Below are 21,394 nucleotides of genomic sequence, written 5' to 3' on the forward strand. Positions count from 1 at the left end.
TGTTCCCCGTCCGTCCGATCACGGATCCTGTCTGACGAGATGAACCTGCGCGCTGGCGTGATCACCTTGCGGCAGGTCCAGCTCCAACCCGTGGGAGGCGAGGACCGCGCCGTGGTGGATCCGGCCCGTCACCACGTCGCGGTAGCGGGCGTCCGGGTCCATCCCGGCGGGGCGCAGCCTGGCGGCGTGGTGGCCGAAACGGGTCCTGACCCGATAGGCGAGGATCACGATGTCGTCACCGTGGACGTACTGCACGCCGCTGAGCGACTCGCCGGGCGTGCCGAGCCGGTGCAGCGCGCCGTGCTGGACCACCGGCCGGATGCGCTTGTACTCGGCCACCAGCTCGGCCGCCTCCGCCAGTTCGGCTTCGTCCCAGGCGGACAGGTCGCCGCCCAGGCCGAGGACGCCGGCCATGGCGACGTGGAAGCGGAAGCGCAGCGGCACCAGCCTGCCGGTGAGCGGGTTGGGACTGTCGGTGACCCAGGCGACCATGGTGCCGGCGGGATAGACCTGACTGAATCCGTACTGGATGACCAGCCGGTCCACGGCGTCGGTGTTGTCGGAGGTCCAGATCTGGTCGGTACGGCTCAGGACGCCGAGGTCGGTCCGGCCGCCGCCCCCGGCGCACGCTTCGATCCGCACACCCGGGTGAGCCGCGCGCAGCCGGTCCATGATGGCGTAGACGTTGCGCACATGGTCGATCCAGAGCCGGTCGGGGTCGTCCTGGCCGGGCCAGCCGGCCTCGGTGAAAGCCCGGTTGAAGTCCCATTTCAGGAAGTCGATCCCGTGCTCCGACAACAGCCGGTCCAGCCAGTCGTACGCCCACGCGGCCACGTCGGGCCTGGCGAAGTTGAGCACGAGCTGGTTGCGGAGCGTGGTGCGACGCCGGTGCGGCATGTGCAGGACCCAGTCGGGGTGCTCACGGTAGAGGCGGCTGTCGGGGTTGACCATCTCGGGCTCGACCCACAGGCCGAAGCGCATTCCGCGTTGCCGTACCGCCCCGATCAGCTTGTTCAGCCCGCCGGGGAAGCGTTCGGGGTTGACCTGCCAGTCGCCGAGCCCGGCGCGGTCGCTGCTGCGGTCGCCGAACCAGCCGTCGTCGAGCACGAACAGCTCCGCGCCGAGGGCGGCCGCGCGGTCGGCGAGCCGGACCTGGCCGTCGAGGTCGACGTCGAAGCCGGTGGCCTCCCAGGAGTTGTAGACGACGGGCCGCAGTTCGTCCGGGTGGGGCAGGACGTGCCGCCGGGTGTAGGCGTGCCAGGCCCGGCTGACGGCGCCGAAGCCCGCCGAGCCGTATACGCCGGCGAAGATCGGGGTGTGCCAGGACCGCCCGGGGGCCAGCCGTAGGCGCAGTCCCTCGTGGCCGAAGCCGCCGGTGAAGCCGACGGCGTCGAAGGGAGGCCGCTGCACGGTGATTCGCCAGCTTCCGCTCCAGGCCAGGGCCGCGCTCCACACCTCGCCCCGCTCCTCGGTGGCGGTTCCGTCATCGAGCATGATCCACGGGTTGGCGTGGTGCCCGGTGGTGCCGCGGCGGCTGGTCAGCACGGTCTCGCCGACCGGTGGCTCCTCGCGCCGCACCTGGTTCTCCGCCGACCAGCCGCCGACCATGTGGCTGAGCCGGACACCGTCGCGCGGTGGCAGCGTCCACGCCGCCGAGTCGCAGCGCTCCAGTGTGATGGGCTCGGCGTCGTCCGCGCCGGTGTGGCGCAGCGTCGTCCAGCGTTCGATCACGTCGCCGTCGTCGTGCACGCGGTAGTGGAGGGTGATCTCCAGGGGGTGGTGGCGGTCGGCGAAGCGGACGGACAGGCGGCCCCCGTCGATCTCGTGGTCGAGATGGCGCCACTCCACGCCCTCGCCGTGATCGGCGTAGATCAGCCGGAGGGAGGGGGCGCCGAAACCCGGGCCTTCCAGCTCGCCGTACCCCGGCTGGGTGAAACTACTGGTGTCGCGGCGCGGTGCGGGCGGTACGGTGAGCGCCTGCTCGGCGGTCAGCGGGGGGCCCCAGTGAACGTGACACGGTCGGTCATCGGCGTCCAGTGCGAAGGCGTAGCAGGACCCGGGGGTCCGCAACAGCCACATTCGCCGGTCGGCCAGGTAGGTCACAAGGGGCATGGGCGTCCTTTCTGCGTGGCGATTCCGTATGGCGGTCGACGGTGCGCGGCGTCAGCCTTTGCTGCCCGACATGGCGATCCCCTGGATGAACTGCCGCTGGAGCAGCACGAAGCACAGCACCATGGGAAGGATGGCCAGCAGGGAGCCCGCCATCAGCACGGGATAGTCGGTCATGGTGACCCCGTGCAGGGTCGCCAGGCCGACGGGCAGGGTCATCATGTCCGGCCTGGTGTTGACGATCAGCGGCCAGAGCAGGTCGTTCCAGGAGAACAGCGCCGTCATGATCGTCAGCGCCGCCAGCGCGGGCCTGCACATCGGCAGGACGATCCGCAGGTAGATCTGGAACGGGTTGGCCCCGTCGAGTCTTGCCGCCTCATCGACCTCGGCCGGGATCGTCCGCATGAACTGGTACAGCAGGAACACGCCGAAGGCGCTGAAGATCCCCGGCAGTGCCAGTGCGGGCACGGTGTTGAGCAGCCCCGCCTGGCGGATCACCTCGTACTGCGGGATGACGAACAGCTGCGGCGGGACCATGAGGACGATGAGGAAGGCCGACAGCAGAGGCTTTCTGAAGCGGAAGCGCAGCCTGGCGAAGACGAAGGCGGCCAGTGATGCGAAGAGCAGCTGGCCCGCGACCCGCAGTACCAGGGTCATGACGCTGTTGGCCGTCATCGACATGACGGGCATCAGATCGAAGAACGTCGCGTAGTTGTCCCAGCGCCAGTGCCGGGGCAGCAACGTCGGCGGCGCGCTCGTCGACTCGCTCAGCGTCTTGAGCGAGGTGAGGAACTGCCATACGAACGGGAACACCATCACGGCGGCGCCCGCGAGCAGGATCAGATGGGTGAGCAGGCGCCCGGCGCCGGCCCTACGGCGGTCAGCCATAGTGCACCCACCGCCGCTGGAGCCGGAACTGGACCGCGGTGACCACGAGGGTGATCGCCAGGGCGATGATGGCGATGACCGCTCCCAGCGGCCGGTCGTTGCGGACGAACGCCTCTTCGTAGAAGAGGTACACGATGGTCTTCGAATCGCGCAGCGCGGGATTGTTGCGCCCCATCATGATGAAGAGCAGGTCGAACATCTGCAGTGAGCCGATGACCGACAGGGTCGACACCAGGAACACCGACGGCGACAGCAGCGGTGCGGTGATGTGGCGGAAGACCCGCACGGGCCCCGCGCCGTCGATTCCGGCCGCTTCCACCACCGAGGCGGGGACGGCGTCCAGCCCCGCCGCCAGGATGACGAGGTTCGTGCCGAAGGTGGTCCAGACGCCGACGACCGCCACGGCGAACAGGGCGGTGTCCGGATCGGCGACCCATGCCTCGTGCGGGCCGCCGAAGAAGCCGAGGACCTGGTTGAGGAGGCCGAAATCGCCGTTGTAGATGTAGCGCCACACCATGGCGACGGCGGCGGGCATGGTCACCACGGGAAGGAAGTACAGCGTGCGGTACAGGCCGCGGCCGCGCAGGCCGCTCTGGTGCATCAGGGCGGCGGTCACCATCGCGAGCGGCACGCCCAGGAGCACGATCCCGGCGTAGAGAAGGGTGTTCCCCAGGGCGCGCGGGAGGTGGGGGTCCTTCAGCGCCTGCGCCCAGTTGCCCAGGCCCTCGATCCGGTAACCCTGGAACGGGTTGCCTTCCGAGAAGGAGAGGACCAGGGTGCGGGCCAGCGGCCACAGGTAGAAGACCGCCAGCCCCAGCAGCGGTCCGGCCAGCAGAAGAGCGGCCCAGCGGTTGTCGGGGTGGCGGGAGACCTCCGGTTCACGGGCCGCGTTGCCGTCCGGAGACCGCCGGCCCGTCCCGGGCTTCCGGGTGTCGAGGTGCGTCATGGGGAACCGTCTCTACTGCCGTTCCTGCGCCAGGGCTTCGTTCATGGCTGTGGCCAGGGACTTCGCGGCCTCCTCGACCGAGGTCTCGCCGTTCCAGGCCGGAGTCAGCAGTTCGCTCTCCCGGCTGGACCAGGCGTCGGTGTTCTCGGACACCGGGTACACCACGGCGTTGGGCAGCTGATCGAGGAACGCCCGCAGGTTGAACTGGGGCGCCGCGTCGACCCACGCCTGCTGGGTGCCGGAGTGGGAGCCGAGTACGGTGCCGGTTTCGCTCTGGATCCGCGACGCCTGCTCGCCCGAGAGGAAGACCGCGAGTTCGGCCGCCTCCCGGGGGTGCTTGGAGGAGGCGAGGGCCACGTTGCCGAGGCCGTTGATGACGGTCGCCTCCTTGACGCCCGCGGGCAGCTCGGTGACGTCGACGTTCTTGGAGGTGTAGTCGTCGTGGGCGAAGCGGTAGGCGTAGAAGGATCCGCTGTAGTACATGGCGATCTTGCCGCCCATGAACTGGGCCACGGCCTCGGTGTCGCTGAGCGACTTCAGGTCGGGGGAGTAGCCGTTCTTGATCATGTCGGTCCAGAACCGCAGCCCGTTGAGGCTGGCCGGCTCCTGATAACCGGAGGTCTTGCCGTCCGGGCTGATGACATGGCCGCCGGCCTGGTAGATGGTGTTGTAATAACCGGCCTGCGCCTCCACCGGAGCGGCGATGCCGTACACGCCCTTGCCCTTGTCCGTCAGAGCCTTGGCGTTCTTGACGACGTCGTCCCAGGTCCAGTCCGCGTTCGGGTGAGGCAGCTTGGCCGCGTCGAAGATGGCCTTGTTGTACCAGAGCCCGATGGTGTCGAAGTCCTTGGGGAGCGCGTAGGTCTTGCCGTCGCGCTTGAAGAGCGGCAGGAGCTGCTGGGGGTAGGCCGACAGGTTCGTGCCGGCGGCGCTGATCGTCTCGTCGAGAGGCTGCAGGACGCCGCCGTCGGCGTACGGCGCGATCTTGGAGCCCAGCATCCATGCCACGTCGGGCCCGGTGCCGCCGGCGGCCGAGTTCTGCAGGGTGGTCCAGTAGTCGGTCCAGGGGATGACCTGGACGGCGACGTCGATGCCGGGGTGGTCCTTCTCGAACGCGTCCACCACCTTCTGCATGGCGGGCTGCTGGTCGGTGGAGAAGATGGCGTAGGTCAACCGGATGCCACCGGCGTCGGCGGCCTCGGTGTCCGAGCCGCCGCAGGCCGAGAGCGTGAGCGCGGCCGCCGCGAGGAGTGAGACCGCAGTCCACTTCGTGCTCATGAGAACCTTCCTTGATCTGACCTTCAGGCCTGGACGCGCGGTGCGATCCAGTCGATGTGCGGGGTGACCTCACCGGCGCCGGCCTGCTCGACCACGAGTTCGAGCAGTCGCGCGCCGGTGATGTCGGCCTCCAGCGGGCGGACGGGTTCTCCGGGGGCCACCGTCACCTCGGCGACCACCCGGCCGTCGGCGAGCACCCGGCAGGTCGCGGGGGCCGATCCCGGTGTCTCGTCGTCGATGCCGATGCCGGCGACGAAGGTGTGCGCGGTCCCGCCGACGGCGTAGGTGATCGACGCGGGCGCGCACACGCCCAGCCCGTGTTCGAAGTGGTGGCCCGCGACATGCATCGGGCGGCCGTCGCCGGGGTCGCCGCCGCCGTTGGACCGGTCGACCTCGACCGGTCCGAACCCGTTGCTCGAACGCGTCGGGCGAACCCGTTCCAGCGCGGTCTCCCCCGGCCCGAACGGGTGCGCCACCCGCACGTGCGCGATCACCGAGCGCTCGGCGGCGCGCGGCCGTCCCGCGTGCACGGCGAGTACGGCGAGCCGTGACGGAGAGAAGGACTCCGGTACGGGGACCGACCAGGAGACCTCGGTCCCGTCCGCTCCGGGCTCTCGTCGGAGGAGCCGGGGGCTCGGCCAGTCCGGCGGCACTTCCAGGTGGACCTCGCCTCCGCCGGTGACCTCGGCACGGATGCGAGCGTCCGTGCCGGGACGGGCGAACAGCAGTGGTGAGTCCACGCGGACGGCGGGCCGATCCCGCCGCCGGGCCGTGGGCTCACCGCGGGCCGCGACGCAGAGCGCGCCTCCATTGGGCCGCAGGCGCAGCGGGAGCCGGCCGACGCCGTCGGGGTGTCGTGACTCGGTCAGCCCGCCGTCGGCGTCGTCCTCGATGAGCGTGATCCGGTGGCCGGGGCCGACGCCGAGGCCGGCCAGGTCGATGTCGGTGTCCACGCTCCGGCCCGCGGCGACGGCGCCGATGAACCAGTCGTCGCCGGAGCGTCGTGCCAGCACCGCGTACTCGCCCGGCCGCCCGCCGAGCAGCCGGGTCTCGTCCCAGTGGGCGGGGATGCGCTCGATCGCGGCCTGGGCGATGGGCCGCGCCTGGTACTCGTCGATCTCGTCGGCGAAGTGCAGCAGGCCCGATTCCAGGACGACGGCCAGCGCCAGTTCGTGCGCCTCGGTCGTCTGGCGGCCCTTGGCGGAGAAGGTCACCGGTGTGTAGTCGGCCGAGCCGACGACGTTGCGGGTGTAGGGAAGGATGGTGTTGTGCTCGGCGGTCAGCGGCTCGCCGTAGAAGACGTAGTATTCCGCGCCCCGGACCGCCTCGTAGCTCATGACGTGGGGGTGGGTGCGGGCCCATCCCCGGGGAATGACCGAGCCGTGAAAATTGATCATGAGGCCGACCCGGCGGCACTCGGCGATCACCGAGTCGTACCACCGGTAGCGCGACTGGGCCTCGGACTCCATGAAGTCGACCTTGATTCCGGCCACCCCCCAGGAGGCCCACTCGGCCAGCTGGCGTCTCTGCTCGTCGGTGCCCAGCCGGTCCCAGGCGACCCAGACGAACACCCCGATGCCGCGGGTGCTCGCGGCCGAGACCAGATCCGGCATCCATGCCGGATCCCAGCCGCAGTCGACCAGCACGTACTCCCAGCCGCGCGCGGCCGCGTAGTCCAGCATGCGCATCTGCTTGTCCAGGTGGGCGCCGCTGAAGAAGTCCGACCACCACGACCAGGCGGCCCGTCCCGGGCGCGCCCACGCGGGGGCCGGCTCGGCGGCGGCGGGGGCGAGGTCCTCCACCAGGTGTGAGGAGACGATGGTGGCGAGGTCACCGGCGATCAGGACTCGCCAGGGGCTCGCCACCTCGTCGGCGAGGAGGGTCACGTCCTCGGCGAGGGTGAAGGCGAGCTCCCCGGCGCCGGTGTAGCGGGCCAGCGCGCCGCCGTACCGCCCGTCCAGGTCTGCCTCCGTCGCCAGGACGTGGAGGCCGGAATCGATCTGGGCCAGGAAGGGAAATCCGTAGTCGCCGGGTTCGAGCACGTCAAGGCTGGAGGAGAACCGGATGGTCTCGTACCAGGGGGTGTAGGTCAGAGGCCAGGTGCGAGCCGCGGCCGGAAGGCGGAGGTGGACGTCGCCGCCGCGGATGTTCCTGCCGCGCAGGCCGTGCAGGACGAGGCGGAGCGCGACGCCGTCGGCGGCGGCGCGCAGCACGACCGACAGCTCGCCCGCGGCGATGCGGAAACGGACGGTGCGCTCGCGGTGCTCGACCCGGTGACCGCCGACCCGCTTGCCGACGATGAGCTCGTAGTCCTCGTGTACGGCACGCTCGCCCGTCGAGACGAACGACAGGCCGGCGAGCAGGTCTTCACCGTCGGCGCCGGTGAGCCGGATCGGCGCCGGCGAGGTCAGCACGACGCCCTCGCGGCTCGCCGACCACGTCAGCGTGCCGTCGTCGAGACGGAGGCCGATGTTCAGGTCGCCGAAGGCCGTCTCCCAGTGATGATCAAGCAACGGAATCTCCATTGACGCGTCGGGAACCTGTGGCCGGAGCCCATGACGGGAACGCCGCCGCCTCGATGGCCGTCGCCGCGGCTCCGCGGGCCCACTCCTCGAACGGCAGGTCTCTGACGTGCACCGCGACACGAAGGGCGGCGCCGAAGGCGTGCTCGGTGAACGCCTCGCGGATGGCCGTCTCGAACAGGTCGTAGGTGGCCACGCCCTCTCCGGCGACGATGATCTGCTCAGGCCCCAGGAGATTGGCCACCGACGCCAGCGCCCGCCCGATGAGGGCGCCGGCGTCGGCGAACACGGCCATGACGGCCGGATCGCCGGCGCGGGCCAACTCGACCGCGTCGCCGAAGGTCAGATCGTCCCGGCCGGTCGCCCTGCGCGAGGCGATCTCCAGGGCGGTGGTCGACGCCTGCGCCTCGACACAGCCGTGGGCGCCGCAATGGCAGAGCACCGACCGATCGCCCAGGGGCAGGTGACCGATCTCGCCGGCCACGCTGTGCGCGCCGCGCACCAGCGCGTCGTCGACGACCAGGGCGCAACCGATTCCGGCGCCGACGGTAACCACGGCGAAGTTGGCCACACCGCGGCCGAGGCCGAACCACTTCTCGGCGATGGTCAGCGCCTTGACGTCGTTCTCCACCACGACGGGAAGGCCCAGCTCGGCCGAGAGCGTCCTGCCCAGGTCGACGTGATGCCAGCGCAGGAAGGGCGAGTACCGGACGTAGCCGGTCTCGTGGTCGACCTCTCCCGACAGAGTGATGCCCAGATGGCGCGGTGGGAGCGCGAAACCCACCCGCTCCGCGGCCGTGAGCAGCTGCCCGTGGAGGGACGCCACCTGAGCGATGACCTCGTACGGCACGTGCCGGGCGAGCGCGCGCCGCTTGGTGACGCGAGGGGTGCCGGCCAGGTCGCAGACCACGCCGATGAGTTCGTCGCCGGTGATCTTGATGCCCACGCTGCCCGTGTGCAGGGCCCGGATGCGCAGCGGGCGGCTGGGGCGCCCGAGGCGTGCCTCGTCGGGGCTCAGTGGTTCGGCCGCCTCGTCGTATTCGAGGTATCCCGCGTCCAGCAGCGGCTTCACGGCACGGGTGATCGCAGGTGAGGACAGTCCGGTGAGGCGGGCGATCTCGGCTCGGGCGACGGGGCCGCTCGTCAGGACGGTCGTGAGAACGGCCGCCTCGGCAGGGGTCCCCTCGATGGGCCCCTTTCTCTGGCGTGGCATGCCGCACAACATACGGTGATTTAATTACTTTAAACAAGTAACATTTGTGCAACGTGCGATGTCGTGCCGCAACGGGGTGAGACTTCCTTGCTCAAGGCAGGTAATGCCCGGCCTCTGACCGTCCGCGTATCCGGCCGCGGTTGGTCATCCCGGACCGGGTGGCCCAGTATTCCGGTGTGACGTGGGATGTGGAGGAGTTCGTGCGGGCCGCCGCGGCGACCGTAGAGGAGCTGGCCGTGCACGTGGACGAGAGCCGGCGGGGCCTGACACCGGCCCTGGGCCGCCGCCCGCCGCGTGAGCTGGCCGAACGGCTCGGTCTGGCGCGGTGGATCCGCGAGGGCGGGATGACTCCGGACAGCCACGCGGAGTTCCTGGCGGCCTATCTCGCGGAGGGGAGCCGGCCGCACCACCCCGCCTCCCTCGGCCACCAGGTCGCCGCCCCCGACTTCCCCGCCGCGCTCGCCGACCTCGTGCACGGCGTGACCAACAACACGATGGCGTTCTATGAGATGGGCGCGGCGGCGGCGACCGTCGAGTTCGAGGTCGTGCGCTGGATGCTCGGCAGGGCCGGTTTCGGGGAGTCCGGAGGCGGGGTGCTCACCCACGGCGGGTCGCTGGCCAACCTCACCGCGCTGCTGGCCGCCCGCGCCGCCGCCGCGCCGGACGCCTGGGCCGGCGGGGTTCCCGGCGACCTCGCGCTGCTCGTCCCCGAGGCGTCCCACTACTCGCTGACCCGCGCCGCCGCGATCCTCGGCCTGGGGGAGCGGGCCGTCGTCCCGCTGGACGCCGACCCGCTCGGCCGGATCGACGTCGCCCGCCTGCCCGCTGCCCTGGACCGGGTACGGCGGGCGGGCCGGCGGCCGATGGCCCTGGTGGCGAACGCCTGCGCGACGGGCACCGGCCTCTACGACGACCTGCGCGGCGTCGGCGGGTTCTGCGCGGACAACGGGATCTGGTTCCACGTGGACGGTGCCCACGGCGCGTCGGCCCTGCTGTCGGACGGGCACCGGCACCTGCTCGACGGGATCGGGCTGGCCGACTCGCTGATCTGGGACGCGCACAAGATGCTGCGCACCTCAGGGGTGGCCGCGGCCGTGCTGACCCGGCGCAAGGACGACCTGGACGCGGCGTTCCGGCAGCGGGCGAGCTACCTGTTCTACGGCGACCAGGACTTCGACTCGGCCGGCCGTACGGTGGAGTGCGCCAAGGCCGCGCTGGGCCTGAAGATCTTCCTGAACCTCGCCTGGCGGGGCGAGCGGGGACTCGGCGAGTACGTCGCGGGACGGTACGCCGCCGCCCGCCGTCTGTGGGAGCTGGGCCGGGAGCGGCCCGGGTTCGTCTTCCCGTACGAGCCGCAGAGCAACATCGTCTGCTTCCGGTACGGCACGGGCGACCAGGCGGCGATCCGCGAGCGCCTGATGGCCGACGGCTCCTTCCACCTGACCTCGGCCGAGATCGGCGGCGTCCGCCACCTGCGCGTCACGGTCATGTCCCCGTCCACGGACGAGAAGACCCTTGAGGCGCTTCTCGACCGGATCACCGGAACGGGGGACGGGGCGGCCTGACTCGCCGGAAACCGCGAACGACCGTTGCCTTGAGGATCAGTCTGTGACCTTGGCAGGTGGGCCGAGGTCGCCGCCGGGTTCGCGGGTGAGGACGGAGAGCAGGGCCGGATCCGCGTATATCTCGGCGCTGTGCCGCCACTGGGTGAGCAGGAGCGCGATCGGGGTGGAATTCTCCGGAACCGCCGTTCCACGCGCCGTGTCCACCAGTTCGGTGAGCATCGAGTCCATGTCTTCCGGAGGCAGGAACGTGCTCCAGGGCAGGGCCTCGGTCAGGACCTGATGCAACACCGCGATGTCCTCGGTGCGTGCCAGTCCGGCGAGCAGATGGGAGGTGAAGTCGACGACCGCGGCGTCCCGCTCGAACCTGCCCACAGGATCACGCCGTCCCATCCGCTGTTCGGCGACTCGTCGCAGGTCTGGGTGAGTTGAGTGCTCAGCGACGCCGGTAGGCGTCCCCACGGTGGCGAATGTCCAGGACATGGACTTCCCGTGGGTTCAGGTCATCACGGATCTTGTACAGGACGCGCCAGTCTCGCATGATCCTGGCGCTGTACACGCCGGTGAGCGGTTCGTGGAGTTCTTTGCCGACGCGATAGGGGTTTCTCATCAATGCGCCGGTGATGAACTCCACCGCGCCCGCCGCGACATCGGGTGGAAGCTTGTCGGAGATGGCTCGGCGGGCCGCGGTGCCCAGCACCGGTTCGAAGGACGCCGGCTCTGGCTGGTCGTTCACCGGTGATCGAGAAGCGCGCGGATCGCGTCAGCACCCCGGACGCCTTCTCCGGCGGCGATCGACGCCTGTGACTCCACGATCGCCTGGACCGCCTCGGTGTCGGAGAGGACCTCGATGGTCTCTCGCAGACGATCCACGAGGTCGATCTGGTCGGCGGGAACGACGGCGGCCAGTCGTTCTCCCCTGCCGGTGAGGGCGATCACCCGTCCCTGCACGGCGGACTCGATCGCATCGTCCCAGCGCTCCGGATGCGCGTGAAGATCCTCCAAGGGAATTTCGTACGCGGCTTCGCCCATGACGACAGCGTACGCCACCGATAGGTGGTCCGGGAGGTCATCCGCGCAGGTGGGACCTCTGCCGTCCGATGCGGAGATCACCGAGGCCGTGGAGCGGGCGAGCGCTCAGGCCGGGGCGGTGAGGCGGTGGCGGATCCAGACGTTGGGTTCGACGTAGACGGCGTGGTCCTGCTCGACGTCGCAGTGGACCGGGACGAGGGCGCCGGGCACCTCGACCGGGCCGCTGACGTCGAAGGGCAGGCCGGTCCACTCGCGCCACTCGGCGAGCGTGCCGGGCACCGTCATCGAGCGCGGCGCGACCTTGACGATCGTGCCGCCCGCACGCACGTGGACGCGGAGCCACGGGTCGGCCGGCAGGCCGTCGGGACGGGTGCGGGCGGCGTACTCCGCCATCGGGGTGCGCGGCTCCAGGTGCTTGGCGTTGGGCCGCACCGGGGCCAGCAGCTCGCCGAACCCGAGGCGGGCGGCGTTGTCGCGCAGGGCGGCCAGCATCAGCGGCGACAGGCCCGTCCCCAGGCGGTCGGGGCGGACGGTGATCTCCAGGGCGGACACCGTGCCGGGCTCCGCGCCGGTCATCCGGGTGTGCCAGGCCCACAGCATCACGGCGTCCCACCCGCCGTCCGGCAGCTCGTCGCGGGGCCAGGCGAACGGCACGCTCATCGCCTTGGCCACGAGCCGCCCCGGCTCGTCGTCATCGTCGGCGACCAGCACGAACTCCGCGTACTTCTCGACGCAGACCTCGTAGAACAGCGCCCCCGTCGGATCGCAGAGCATGAATTCCGGCCAGGAGGTGGGCATGTCCCACAGCTCGTCGCGGAAATGGGGACGTTCGGCCAATGTGGTGATGCGGAGGGGCATTCCGGCATCCTCCCACCGCCGTCCCACGCCGCTCGACCGGTTTTCCACGGGCCGCGCCGTACGCCCGTTTCCCGGCGGGTCGCCGACGGGCTTCCGCGCGGGGGCCGGGGTCGCCCGCGCGCTGCTCGGCAGGCCGGAGGTGCCCGACGGGCGTCCGCGCGGGGCCGGGGAGGGAACGGGGCCGACGGCAGGGCGTCGCGCCTCGTGGCGGTCGCCGGGAGACGGCGTGGTCCGCGGGGCCTTCGATTCGGGGCTCGGCGCGGGAGGCCGTCTGGGATAGCTTCGCCTGCATGAGTGAACTCGACTCCCGCCTGCGTGCGGTGTGTGACATGGCCGTGGCCGAGGCCCGGGAGGCGGCCGGGCGGCACGAGTACGACGGGGTGGTGCAGGACCTCTCCCCCGAGGGGGTGCGCGCGGGGCTGGCCGCGCTGGGGGAGGGCGCGCCGCCGGACGATCCCCACGACGCCGCCCACCTGGAGGTCTTCGAGGCGGCCACCCGGGCGGCGTTCGGCGAGCTGGAGCTGCACCGGCGCAGCCCGCTCGCCCACCTGAACAACCTCGACCTGGCCTGCTACGACCGGGAGTACGCCCCCGAGGCGGAGCGGACCGCGGCCAGACTCGCCCACCTCGCCCGCTGGCCCGAGGCGGTCGAGGGCGCGATCGCCTCGCTCGACCGGCTCAGCGCGCCGGTCGCCTCCGCGCTGCTGGGGGCGGTGCGGGGCCTGGCCGCCGGGGTGCCCGAGGACGCGGACGCCTCCGTGCGGGAGGCGGCGCTCAAGGCCCACGCCCGGCTGGTGGAGCACGTGGAGGAGGCGTCCCGCTCCGGCGACCCCGACGCCTCGCTCGGCGCCGAGGGGCTGACCCTGCTGATGGGCGCGGGTGACGGCCTGCCGGTGGACCTCGGCGTCCTGGCCGCGCGGGCCGACGCCGAGCGCGACCGGCTCATGGAGCGCCTCGCCGAGTCGTGCGCGAAGCTCGGTACGGCGGGCCGCTCCCCGCTGGAGGCGGCGCGCGAGCTGGTCCGCGACCACCCCGGCATCGACGGGGTGATGGACGCCGCGCGGACCGGCGCCGAGCGGGCGGTCGCCTTCACCCGCGAGAGGGACCTGGTGCCCTACCACGACGGCGAGTGCCTGGTCGGCCTGGCGCCCGAGTCACGGCGCTGGGCCATGGCGATGATGAGCTGGGCCGCGCCGGGCGAGCCCGACGGCCCCTCGTGGTACCACATCACCCCGCCGGACCCCACCTGGCCGGAGCGCGACATCGAGGAGTGGCTGGAGGTCTTCAGCGCGACCACGCTGCCCGCGATCAACGTGCACGAGGTCGCGCCCGGCCACTTCTCCCACGGCCGGGCGCTGCGCCACGCGCCCTCCGACGTGCGCCGGACGCTGATGTCGATGGCGTTCGCCGAGGGCTGGGCGCACTACGCCGAGGAACTGTGCGTCGAGGAGGGCTTCGCGCCCGACGACCCGCGCTTCGAGATCGGCGTGTGGCTGGAGGCGCTGATCCGGGTGACCCGGCTGGCCTGCGCGATCGGCGTGCACACCGGCTCGATGACGGTCGAGGAGGGCGCCCGCCGCTTCGAGGCCGACACCCACATCGGCGGACCGGCGGCGATGTCGGAGGCGGCGCGGGCCACCTTCGACCCGACCTACGGCCGCTACACCTGGGGCAAGCTGGAGATCCTCGACCTGCGCGAGCGGGCGCGGGCGGCCTGGGGCGCGGAGTTCTCGCTCAAGCGCTTCCACACCGCGATGCTCGACCTCGGCTCCCCGCCGCTGGGCCTGCTTCCCGACATCCTCTGACCACACGCTCGGACGTCCGGGGACGTCCGGGGACGTCCCCGGAACCCCGGAAGCCCCTTCTCCGGCTCGGCGCGGGCCCCGTGCTCCGTACCGCCGGCGGACCCCGTACGGCTTCCGCGGACCCCCGGACCCCCTTTTCCGGCTCGGCGCGGGCGTGCCGGCGAGCGCCGATAGACTGAACCCACCGCTGTGGTTTCTTTGGGGGTCTTGGTGTCTGATTTCGACACGGTCCTGGTCGTCGACTTCGGCGCGCAGTACGCGCAGCTGATCGCGCGACGGGTGCGTGAATGCCACGTCTACTCCGAGATCGTCCCGAGCACGATGCCGGTCGAGGAGATGATGGCCAAGAAGCCGAAGGCCGTCATCCTGTCCGGCGGTCCCTCGTCGGTCTACGCCGAGAACGCCCCCGCCGTCCCCGCCGGCCTGTTCGAGACCGGGGTGCCGACCTTCGGCATCTGCTACGGCTTCCAGGCCATGGCCCAGCAGCTCGGCGGCACGGTGGCCCGCACCGGCCTGGCCGAGTACGGCGGCACCCCGCTGGAGGTGCGGCAGGAGGGCGTGCTGTTCGCCGGGCTGCCGGTCGCGCAGGCCGTGTGGATGTCCCACGGCGACAGCGTCTCCGCCGCCCCCGAGGGGTTCGTCGTCACCGCCGCCACCCCGCAGACGCCGGTCGCCGCCTTCGAGCACCCCGAGCGGGGCCTGTACGGCGTGCAGTTCCACCCCGAGGTGCTCCACTCCGAGCACGGCCAGGCGGTGCTGAAGCACTTCCTCGACGCGGCCGGCTGCCGTCCCTCCTGGACGATGCTCAACATCGTCGAGGACGCCGTCGAGTCGGTCCGCGCCCAGATCGGCCCGGAGGGCCGGGCCATCTGCGCCCTGTCCGGCGGGGTCGACTCCGCGGTGGCCGCCGCCATGGTGCAGCGGGCCATCGGCGACCGCCTGACCTGCGTCTTCGTCGACCATGGCCTGCTGCGCAAGGGCGAGGCCGAGCAGGTCGAGCGCGACTTCGTCGACGCGACCGGCGTCAAGCTGCGCGTGGTCGACGCCCAGGAGCGCTTCCTGAAGGCGCTCGACGGGGTCACCGACCCCGAGGAGAAGCGGAAGATCATCGGCCGGGAGTTCATCCGGGTGTTCGAGGACGAGCAGCGCGCCATCCTCGCCGACGGCCCGGTCGACTTCCTCGTGCAGGGCACCCTCTACCCCGACGTGGTCGAGTCCGGCGGCGGCACCGGCACCGCCAACATCAAGTCCCACCACAACGTCGGCGGCCTCCCCGAGGATCTCCGGTTCACGCTGGTGGAGCCGCTGCGCACCCTGTTCAAGGACGAGGTCCGCCGGGCCGGCGAGGAGCTGGGGCTGCCCCCGGCGATGGTCTGGCGCCAGCCGTTCCCCGGGCCGGGGCTCGGCATCCGGATCGTCGGCGCGGTCACCCGCGAGCGCCTGGAGACCCTCCGCGAGGCGGACGCCATCGCCCGCGAGGAGCTCTCCCGCGCCGGGCTCGACCGGGAGATCTGGCAGTGCCCGGTGGTGCTGCTGGCCGACGTCCGCTCGGTGGGAGTCCAGGGCGACGGCCGCACCTACGGTCACCCGATCGTGCTGCGCCCGGTCTCCAGTGAGGACGCCATGACCGCCGACTGGTCCCGCGTCCCCTACGACGTGCTCGCCCGGATCTCCACGCGGATCACCAACGAGGTCCGCGAGGTCAACCGCGTCGTCCTCGACGTGACGAGCAAGCCGCCGGGCACCATCGAGTGGGAGTAGGCGGACACGGCGCGGCCCCGCGGAGGAGCGTTGCTCCGCGGGGCCGCGCCGTACCCGTCCACGGGGTGCCCGTGGGGTGGGCGGCCGGGTGAGGGGAGCCCGGCCGTCCACTCGGTCGCTCACCGTGCCCTGCGGAGGCCGAGGAACTGCAGGGCGGCGAAGCCGCCGACGACCGCGGCCTGCATCAGGACCCAGACGGCGCCGAGCGTGGTGACGCCGAGACCGCCCATGGCCAGTTCCGCGACGCTCACGACGGTCCACACGAGGTTGACGGCGATGACGGCTCCGGCGGCGGTCCGGGAGATCCGGGCGGGGACGGCGGCGAGCCAGACCGCCACACCGTAGACGGCGAGGAAGGCCCCGATGCCGCGCTGCAGGCCGACCGGCAGGCCGAGCAGGTCGTTGATCGGGCCGGCCAGGGCCAGATAGGCCAGGCCGTTGACGCCGGTGACGACGGCGTCCAGACGCATCGCCAGTCGCAGGAGGCCGGCGGTGTCGGTGGCGGTGGTGGGGGCGCCGATGGTGGTCATGGCGGGTGTGCCTTTCTACGTGGGAGACGGGAGCGCGGGGGCGTCCGGGAGGTCCGGCGGGAGCGCGGGGGGGAGGTCCGGCGGGGGCGTGAGGGGGTCCGGCGGGGGTGTGCCGGGCCCGTGGGCGGGGTGCCGGCGGCCATTGGGCGGTGCCCCCGAACCGGTGGATCCGGCGGGCCGGGTCAGACGGCGGGGACCCGGTCGAGGAAGCCGTGGACCTCCCGGATGCGGCCGTCCGCCGTCAGGACCGCGACGTCGAAGCCGACCACGATGGCCTCGCCGCCCTCGGGGCCGAGGTGCCAGGTGAAGCGGGCCACGTCGTGGTGGGCGTCGACGTCGCCGGCGAGGGTGAAGACCAGGCCGGGGAACTGCCCCTGGACGGCGGTGATGACGGCGTCGATCGCGTCGCGGCCGGTGACGTCGGCGAGCGGGTCGACGTAGCGGGCCTCCTCGGCCCAGACGGTGTCGATCTCCGCGCGGCGCTCGGCGGCGTCGGTCATGTTCCAGGTGGCCAGGTAGCGCTCGACCAGCTTGGCGATGTCGTTCATCTCGTTCTCCTCCGTGTTTCCTGCGGTTGTCCTTGCAGGTCACAAAGTTACGGAGATCGGCGGATCGCGGAATCCGTCACGCACCGGTACTTGGCGGGCCCGCTATCCGTCTGCCGCCGGTATCCGCCCGTCCGTCGGTGTCCGTCTGCCTGTCGGGCCCGTCGCCCGGTCGCCGGATCACCGGCTCCCGGCAGGTCCGGCCCGGGGACGGCCGCCGGGCACCCCGGGAACGGTCACCACTCCGGGCGGGGAAGAAGTCACCGGGAATTCGTGAACATCGCAGGTCATACCTGGGAATTGCGGGTTTTATCCTTCTACGCCTGGTGAGCCGGTAAGTTGGGATGGGTGTCTACGAGCGCCGCCCTTCCCCCGCCCCCGCGACCCGCCTCGGGCGCCCGGCTCGCATGGCTGGACGCGCTGCGCGGCCTGGCCGCCGTCGCGGTTCTGCTGGAGCACCTGCTGCCGTGGTTCATGCCCGCCCTGCGACCTTACTGGTTCAACCTCGGGATGTACGGCGTCCTGGTCTTCTTCCTGGTCAGCGGCTACATCATCCCGGTGTCGCTGGAGGGCCGGGGTGACGTCCGGGCGTTCTGGATCGGCAGGGGGTTCCGGCTCTACCCGGTCTATCTGCTGGTCACGGCCATCGTCCTGGTCATGGCGGTGTGGCTGCCGGTCCGCGAGGAGGTGCCGCGCGACCTGGCGGGCGTGCTCGGGCACGCCACGATGCTGCTGGACGTGCTCCACATGGGTGGCCTGGCCGACACCATGTGGACGCTCTCCTACGAGATGGTCTTCTACCTCCTGGTCACCGCGCTGTTCACCGGCGGCCTGCACCGCCGGAGCGGGTCCCTGGCCATAGGGTTCGGCGTCGTGGCGGTGGCGGCCGGGCTGGTGCTCACGGGGCCGCTGCTGAAGGGCCCCTGGCCCGCCTACGCGGCCGGCGCGGTGTTCGCCGTGGGGATGTTCTGCCTGATCAGCGGCAGATTCCGGACGATCGCCGCCTGGGTGCTCGGTGTGACGGCCGTGCTGCTGACGATCTTCAGCGGCTTCGTGCCGTGGCTGGGGGCGGCGATCCTGGCCGTGATGTTCACCGGGACCGCGATCCGCCGCTGGGAGCAGGGCACCGGCCCGCTCTGGCCGGTGGCCGCGGCCACCGTACCGGTGGCGCTGGCCCCGGTGTGGTCGCCGCAGGCGGGCTGGTGGTGGGTCCAGCCCGGCGTGTGGTTCACCACGATCGCGCTCGCGGGGGCGACGTTCGCGGGCGCGATGGCCCTGCGCGAACGCCGCCTCCCCCGCTCGCTGGTCAAGCTGGGCCTGATCAGCTATTCGCTCTACCTGCTGCACCACCCCCTGCTGAAGGCCGTCTCGGCCGTCCTCGGGGACGTCCGGGCCATGCAGCCGGCGGTGCAGGCGGCGGTGTCGGTGGCGACGATCGCCGCGGCGGTGGTGCTGAGCCTGCTCAGCTACCGCTACGTGGAGGTGCCCATGCAGCGGCTGGGCAGGCGGGTGGCCCGGAGGTGGTCTCAGAGGCCGTCGGCGGGCGACTCGGCGTACTCGCCGCTGTCGCCGAGCGGCGCGTCGGACGAGAGGTCGGCGTCCTTCTCGCTGCCGGCCGGGTAGATGTCACCGGGCTTCAGGTCCTTCACGCCGCGCATGGAGGAGACCCCCACCATGTGGTAGCCCTGCTTCTTCAGCGCGTCGAGCAGCTTGGGCATCACCGTGACGGTCTGCGGGACCCAGTCGTGCATCAGGATGACGCCGTCGCGCTTGGCGTTCTTGAGCACCTCGTCGTAGATGGCCTTCTCGTTCTTGGTGGCCCAGTCGCGGGAGCCGCCGTTCCACAGCACGACCGGGAGCTGCATCTCCTTGGCGATCTCGACCACCCGGTTGTCCAGCTCGCCGTACGGCGGGCGGATCATGGTCGGCGCCTTGCCGGAGGCCTTCTTGACGACCTCGACGGTCTTGTTCAGCTCCTCGCGGATCCGGTCCTCGGACAGGTCGCGCAGGTGCGGGTGGGTGTAGCTGTGGTTGCCGATGTCATGGCCCTCGGCGACCATCCGCTTGACGAACGCCGGACGGGACTTCGCGTACTGGCCCTCCAGCATGAAGGTCGCCTTGGAGTCGTACTTCTTGAGGGTGTCGAGCAGCTTGTCGGCGTACTTTCCGGGGCCGTCGTCGAAGGTCAGCGCGATGCACTTGACCTTGGCGCAGTCCACCGGGGCGGGCTTCGGCTTGGCCGTCGACTTCGGCTTCGGCGAGGGCTTCGGCGTGCTCGCCGGGCTCATCGTGATGGTGGAACCGCTCTGTGCCGCGCTCCAGGCGACGGCCGGAACGGAGGTCAGGGCCAGCGCACATGACGTGGCCAGCAACATGCGGGCAGGAGACTTCATGAGGGGAGCTCCGGGTCAAATTGACGTCGGTTGAATGGGAATCTTATCGAGGCTCCCGATGGCTTCTGGGGTCTATGCGTCACGATGTCCTGTGAAAAGCCTTGATTTATGTCATCGAATACGTGCTTTGTGGTGATTCGGTGGGCGGATATGCCGGGAGGCGACGGGCGGACGAGCCCTTCCCCGCCGAACGGCAAACTTGACAACTCATGCGGTCACGGCCGGGTATAACGGCCCGAACTCGCCCCCGGCGTACCCGATGATGGGCACGGCCCCCCGCCCCGACGCGCTGGGAAGACGATGACGATCACTACGGCGGGGCCGCGTCCGGCCGGGGAGAGCGGGCCGGACGGCCGCGGGGCCGGCGGGGGCGGCGCGCCGGCCCGGGACCTGTGGTTCCCGCTCGCCTGCTACGCGACCGGCCAGCTCGTGCTGCTCGGCTGGTGGCTCGCCCTCCATCCCGGGCTGATGAGCCCCGACACCGTCTCCTACGTCCGGCACGTCACCACCGGGCCCTGGATCGCCACCCACTCGGTCGCCTACGACGCCCTGCTCCGGCTGTCCCTGCGGGTCGCCGGTGATCTTTCTCCGGTGACCCTCCTGCAGACGACCGCCATGTCCGCCGCGCTGACCCACCTCGCCGGCGCCCTCCGGCCGTACGGCCCGCGCCGCCGGTGGCTGGTCGCGGCGGTCGGCTGCGCGGCGCTGCTCCCGCCGCTCGGGGCCTTCACCGTGACCATGTGGAAGGACGTGCCGTTCACGATCTGCGTCCTGCTCGCCGCCGGGACCGCCGCCAGGATCGCGGCCCGCCCGCGCGCGGCGTCCCGAAAGGGAGACGGAGCCCCGAACGGCGGCACGGTCCCGGAAAGCGGCATGGCCCCGGACGGTGGCACGGTCCCGGACGGCGGCGCGGCCCCCGACGGCGGCACGGCCCCCGACGGCCGGCGCCCGCGCGGCCGGGCCTGGGACCCCCGCCTGGCAGCCCTGGGCGCGGAGCTCCTCGGGGCGGGCCTGTTCCGCAACAACGGCTTCGTCGTGACGCTGATCGCCGCCGCCCTGCTGGTCCCGCTGCTGCCGGTCGCGCGCCGGTGGACCGCGGCGGTCGCGGCCGTCGCGGTGGCGGTGCCACCGCTGCTGACGGTCACCGGCTACCCGGCCCTCGGCATCGCCCCGCCGCCGCGTGTCTTCGCGTACCAGACGGTCTTCGGCGACCTCGCCGTGGCCTACGCAGAGCGTCCGGGGCTGTTCGACCGCGGGCAGCGGGAACTGCTGACCAGGATCGCCCCGATCGAGACCTGGCTGCGCGGGGCGACCTGCCACACCGTGACACGCGTCTACTTCGACCCGGACTTCGACGGCCGGGAGGCCGAGCGGCACGTCTCGGAGGTCATGGACCTCTGGCGCGACCTGCTGGTCCGCGCGCCGGGCGTCATCCTGGACGCCCGGCTCTGCCGCGCCGCGCTCGCCTGGCGGATCGGCTCGACCGCCGGCGACCCCGGCGGGGAGCTCTACCGGTTCTCGCTGCGCGACCCGGTGCTCCCACCCGCGTGGGAGGGCACGCCGGTCGCCGCGGTCATGCGCGCCCGGCCGCTCTCCGAGGGGCTGCGGACCGCCGCGCTGACCGCCCTGGACGCGGCCGGGGCCCACCGGCTGGAATGGCTGCTGTGGCGGGGGGCCCTCTGGTGCCACCTCTGCTACGCGGCGGCCGCGCTGGCCCGTCGGCGCACCGGGAACCGGACGGTGGCCGCCGTGGCGGCGGTGATCTGCGCCCAGCAGCTCTGCGTGCTCCTCACCAACACCGCCCAGGACTTCCGGTTCATGGTGACGCCGATCATCGCCGGGGTGCTGCTGCTCCCCACGCTCCTGCGGGAGGTACGGGCCCTGCTGTCACCCCGGTGAGCCCGCGGCGCCGCCGGAGCGGACGGCGTCGCGGTCGTGGGCCGTCGCCCGAT

At 71.8% G+C, this 21,394-nt stretch carries 18 protein-coding genes; 5 read left to right on the plus strand and 13 right to left on the minus strand.

Annotated features, from left to right (window positions below):
* Positions 1 to 18: 18 nt before the first annotated feature.
* From ACFYSC_RS07675 to ACFYSC_RS07700, 6 genes are read right to left on the minus strand one after another with little or no spacing between them, the layout of a single operon-like run.
* Positions 19 to 2,112, minus strand: coding sequence for an alpha-galactosidase (locus tag ACFYSC_RS07675; RefSeq protein ID WP_389958114.1), 2,094 nt, complete (start codon positions 2,110 to 2,112; stop codon positions 19 to 21).
* A 51-nt stretch (positions 2,113 to 2,163) separates the two neighbouring features.
* A complete protein-coding gene (locus ACFYSC_RS07680) occupies positions 2,164 to 2,997 on the minus strand; it encodes a carbohydrate ABC transporter permease (RefSeq protein WP_389958116.1) in 834 nt (277 codons plus the stop codon).
* Positions 2,990 to 3,943 (minus strand): carbohydrate ABC transporter permease, encoded by a 954-nt coding sequence (locus ACFYSC_RS07685; protein WP_389958119.1) that lies wholly within the window; start codon positions 3,941 to 3,943, stop codon positions 2,990 to 2,992. The genes ACFYSC_RS07680 and ACFYSC_RS07685 overlap by 8 nt, the downstream gene beginning before the upstream one ends.
* Before the next feature lie 12 nt (positions 3,944 to 3,955).
* The gene (locus ACFYSC_RS07690; RefSeq protein ID WP_389958122.1) at positions 3,956 to 5,221 is read right to left on the minus strand and encodes an ABC transporter substrate-binding protein; all 1,266 of its coding nucleotides are present in this window, start codon (positions 5,219 to 5,221) and stop codon (positions 3,956 to 3,958) included.
* A gap of 23 nt (positions 5,222 to 5,244) precedes the next feature.
* Complete coding sequence (locus ACFYSC_RS07695) at positions 5,245 to 7,734, minus strand: glycoside hydrolase family 97 catalytic domain-containing protein (RefSeq protein ID WP_389958125.1); 2,490 nt, start codon at positions 7,732 to 7,734, stop codon at positions 5,245 to 5,247.
* Entirely contained in the window at positions 7,727 to 8,956 is a 1,230-nt protein-coding gene (locus ACFYSC_RS07700; protein WP_389958127.1) for an ROK family protein, read from the minus strand. Before ACFYSC_RS07700 ends, ACFYSC_RS07695 begins: the two co-directional genes overlap by 8 nt.
* Before the next feature lie 176 nt (positions 8,957 to 9,132).
* Here ACFYSC_RS07700 and ACFYSC_RS07705 point away from each other — a divergent pair, with 176 nt between their 5' ends.
* Positions 9,133 to 10,521 (plus strand): pyridoxal phosphate-dependent decarboxylase family protein, encoded by a 1,389-nt coding sequence (locus tag ACFYSC_RS07705; RefSeq protein WP_389958130.1) that lies wholly within the window; start codon positions 9,133 to 9,135, stop codon positions 10,519 to 10,521.
* 36 nt (positions 10,522 to 10,557) lie between these two features.
* Here the strand turns inward: ACFYSC_RS07705 and ACFYSC_RS07710 are convergent, their stop codons facing one another.
* From ACFYSC_RS07710 to ACFYSC_RS07725, 4 genes are all read right to left on the minus strand, one after another.
* Entirely contained in the window at positions 10,558 to 10,893 is a 336-nt protein-coding gene (locus tag ACFYSC_RS07710) for a hypothetical protein (protein ID WP_389958133.1), read from the minus strand.
* A gap of 61 nt (positions 10,894 to 10,954) precedes the next feature.
* Entirely contained in the window at positions 10,955 to 11,254 is a 300-nt protein-coding gene (locus tag ACFYSC_RS07715) for a type II toxin-antitoxin system RelE/ParE family toxin (RefSeq protein ID WP_389958135.1), read from the minus strand.
* Positions 11,251 to 11,550: a hypothetical protein gene (locus tag ACFYSC_RS07720; RefSeq protein WP_389958137.1), complete on the minus strand. Its 300-nt coding sequence runs from the start codon at positions 11,548 to 11,550 to the stop codon at positions 11,251 to 11,253. The genes ACFYSC_RS07715 and ACFYSC_RS07720 overlap by 4 nt, the downstream gene beginning before the upstream one ends.
* A gap of 105 nt (positions 11,551 to 11,655) precedes the next feature.
* Entirely contained in the window at positions 11,656 to 12,408 is a 753-nt protein-coding gene (locus tag ACFYSC_RS07725) for an N-acetyltransferase (RefSeq protein WP_389958139.1), read from the minus strand.
* Between the two features lie 290 nt (positions 12,409 to 12,698).
* On the opposite strand from ACFYSC_RS07725, the gene ACFYSC_RS07730 reads away from it, so the two are divergent.
* Together ACFYSC_RS07730 and guaA are read left to right on the plus strand one after the other, a co-directional pair.
* Entirely contained in the window at positions 12,699 to 14,213 is a 1,515-nt protein-coding gene (locus tag ACFYSC_RS07730) for a DUF885 family protein (protein WP_389958142.1), read from the plus strand.
* 189 nt (positions 14,214 to 14,402) lie between these two features.
* Positions 14,403 to 15,974 carry a glutamine-hydrolyzing GMP synthase gene (gene guaA / locus ACFYSC_RS07735; RefSeq protein WP_389958144.1) on the plus strand — a complete coding sequence of 524 codons (1,572 nt, stop codon included), beginning with the start codon at positions 14,403 to 14,405 and terminating at the stop codon, positions 15,972 to 15,974.
* A gap of 119 nt (positions 15,975 to 16,093) precedes the next feature.
* Here the strand turns inward: guaA and ACFYSC_RS07740 are convergent, their stop codons facing one another.
* A complete protein-coding gene (locus tag ACFYSC_RS07740) occupies positions 16,094 to 16,504 on the minus strand; it encodes a hypothetical protein (RefSeq protein WP_389958147.1) in 411 nt (136 codons plus the stop codon).
* A gap of 182 nt (positions 16,505 to 16,686) precedes the next feature.
* Positions 16,687 to 17,052 carry a nuclear transport factor 2 family protein gene (locus tag ACFYSC_RS07745; RefSeq protein WP_389958150.1) on the minus strand — a complete coding sequence of 122 codons (366 nt, stop codon included), beginning with the start codon at positions 17,050 to 17,052 and terminating at the stop codon, positions 16,687 to 16,689.
* Positions 17,053 to 17,397: 345 nt separating this feature from the next.
* On the opposite strand from ACFYSC_RS07745, the gene ACFYSC_RS07750 reads away from it, so the two are divergent.
* The gene (locus ACFYSC_RS07750) at positions 17,398 to 18,672 is read left to right on the plus strand and encodes an acyltransferase family protein (RefSeq protein ID WP_389958153.1); all 1,275 of its coding nucleotides are present in this window, start codon (positions 17,398 to 17,400) and stop codon (positions 18,670 to 18,672) included.
* On the opposite strand, the gene ACFYSC_RS07755 is transcribed toward ACFYSC_RS07750, so the two are convergent.
* The gene (locus tag ACFYSC_RS07755) at positions 18,576 to 19,424 is read right to left on the minus strand and encodes a polysaccharide deacetylase family protein (protein WP_389958156.1); all 849 of its coding nucleotides are present in this window, start codon (positions 19,422 to 19,424) and stop codon (positions 18,576 to 18,578) included. The two genes, ACFYSC_RS07750 and ACFYSC_RS07755, sit on opposite strands and share 97 nt — an antisense overlap.
* A gap of 318 nt (positions 19,425 to 19,742) precedes the next feature.
* On the opposite strand from ACFYSC_RS07755, the gene ACFYSC_RS07760 reads away from it, so the two are divergent.
* On the plus strand, positions 19,743 to 21,341 hold the full coding sequence (locus ACFYSC_RS07760; protein WP_389958158.1) for a hypothetical protein: 1,599 nt from the start codon (positions 19,743 to 19,745) through the stop codon (positions 21,339 to 21,341).
* Positions 21,342 to 21,394 lie beyond the last annotated feature (53 nt).

Origin of the sequence: Streptosporangium sp. NPDC004379 (assembly GCF_042873875.1) — a bacterium.
Taxonomy (GTDB): Bacteria; Actinomycetota; Actinomycetes; order Streptosporangiales; family Streptosporangiaceae; genus Streptosporangium.

Bases quoted from the DNA above. Each gene is read 5' to 3' on its own strand.
- ACFYSC_RS07675 (WP_389958114.1), bottom strand. From the start codon at position 2,112: ATGCCCCTTGTGACCTACCTGGCCGACCGGCGAATGTGGCTGTTGCGG.
- ACFYSC_RS07680 (WP_389958116.1), bottom strand. From the start codon at position 2,997: ATGGCTGACCGCCGTAGGGCCGGCGCCGGGCGCCTGCTCACCCATCTG.
- ACFYSC_RS07685 (WP_389958119.1), bottom strand. From the start codon at position 3,943: ATGACGCACCTCGACACCCGGAAGCCCGGGACGGGCCGGCGGTCTCCG.
- ACFYSC_RS07690 (WP_389958122.1), bottom strand. From the start codon at position 5,221: ATGAGCACGAAGTGGACTGCGGTCTCACTCCTCGCGGCGGCCGCGCTC.
- ACFYSC_RS07700 (WP_389958127.1), bottom strand. From the start codon at position 8,956: ATGCCACGCCAGAGAAAGGGGCCCATCGAGGGGACCCCTGCCGAGGCG.
- ACFYSC_RS07720 (WP_389958137.1), bottom strand. From the start codon at position 11,550: ATGGGCGAAGCCGCGTACGAAATTCCCTTGGAGGATCTTCACGCGCAT.
- ACFYSC_RS07725 (WP_389958139.1), bottom strand. From the start codon at position 12,408: ATGCCCCTCCGCATCACCACATTGGCCGAACGTCCCCATTTCCGCGAC.
- ACFYSC_RS07730 (WP_389958142.1), top strand. From the start codon at position 12,699: ATGAGTGAACTCGACTCCCGCCTGCGTGCGGTGTGTGACATGGCCGTG.
- ACFYSC_RS07740 (WP_389958147.1), bottom strand. From the start codon at position 16,504: ATGACCACCATCGGCGCCCCCACCACCGCCACCGACACCGCCGGCCTC.
- ACFYSC_RS07745 (WP_389958150.1), bottom strand. From the start codon at position 17,052: ATGAACGACATCGCCAAGCTGGTCGAGCGCTACCTGGCCACCTGGAAC.
- ACFYSC_RS07755 (WP_389958156.1), bottom strand. From the start codon at position 19,424: ATGTTGCTGGCCACGTCATGTGCGCTGGCCCTGACCTCCGTTCCGGCC.
- ACFYSC_RS07760 (WP_389958158.1), top strand. From the start codon at position 19,743: ATGACGATCACTACGGCGGGGCCGCGTCCGGCCGGGGAGAGCGGGCCG.